Raw genomic sequence first — 1,120 nt, forward strand, 5'->3', positions numbered from 1 at the left:
TTTCCTTTGCATACTCCTCAGCATACGAGCCTGATTTTCCCTTTATCGTCAAGCTATCACACTCATCAAAAGCGTTTTCCGCTATTTCATTGACCGACTCAGGAATGTAGATTTCCTTTAGGCTGTTACAACGTGCAAATGCCTCACTGTTTATCGTAGTTATATTGTCCGGAAGAACAAGAGCCTCCAAAGCCTTGCAGGCGAAAAATGCTCTTTTAGGTATAGTGTCTATCTTTGACGGGATATTTATTTCTTTAAGACCTGTACAGCCTTGGAAAGACTGTATTCCTATTGATTCTAGCGAGTCGGGGAAATCAAGCTTTTCCAAGCTTTTGCAACTTACAAATGCGTCATCCTCGATAGTTTTCAATCCGTCGTTAAATGTTATTGATGCCATATTCTCACAGCTGCTAAAAGAATCTTGTTTAATGACAGTTACTCCGTCGGGACAGGTAAATTCCTTTAAGCTAGTGCAATGTTTAAAACAAGCGAATGGTATTGTTGTTTGTGATTTAGGCATTTGTATTTTTTCGAGTGATTCACATAGCGAAAATATTCCAGCAGTGATTTCAGGAAAATTCTCAGGGTAATATAATTCTTTGATATCAAAAGTCATATCAAATTTATTACCTTCTTTACTGATCTTTCTGAAGGCGTCAATGGTGTGCCCTACAACCGTCTTATCATCTATTTCTATAGGTACATTAACAATGGTTTCAGTACCAAAATAGCTTGTAATAACGATTCCTTCATCACCATATTCCTTGCCCCACTCATCAACATATCCCTTAGCGTCAACATAAACATATCCGTTCTCTGTGATTGTCTGTCCTTTATCTTCCAACCCCTTATAATATGCTCGCTGGGCGTCGTTTAAACTATCCCATGCCGAAGCTTTGGCATTTGTAACTGAGCTGACTTCAGAATCCGAACTAACGTTAGAGCTTGTAGCCTGTCCACAAGAAACCAATGACACTGCCGTTATTGCAGTAATCAATAAAACTGAAAATCTTTTTGTAATATCCATTGTTATCCTCCTATAATTTATTATTCTAATTACTTTTAGCTGTTTTGCTTCCCATTTGATCGCAATACTTTCAATTGTCAATTTATTAGTATA

Annotated in this window: 1 protein-coding gene; it reads right to left on the minus strand. The window is 37.4% G+C overall.

What is annotated here, in order from left to right:
• The coding region (locus tag DW793_RS14295; protein ID WP_147342237.1) for a leucine-rich repeat domain-containing protein at positions 1-1,027 on the minus strand (1,027 nt) is incomplete at its 3' end.
• Positions 1,028-1,120: the final 93 nt, after the last annotated feature.

This window comes from Ruminococcus sp. AM31-15AC (assembly GCF_003462045.1).
GTDB classification, from domain to species: domain Bacteria; phylum Bacillota; class Clostridia; order Oscillospirales; family Ruminococcaceae; genus Hominimerdicola; species Hominimerdicola aceti.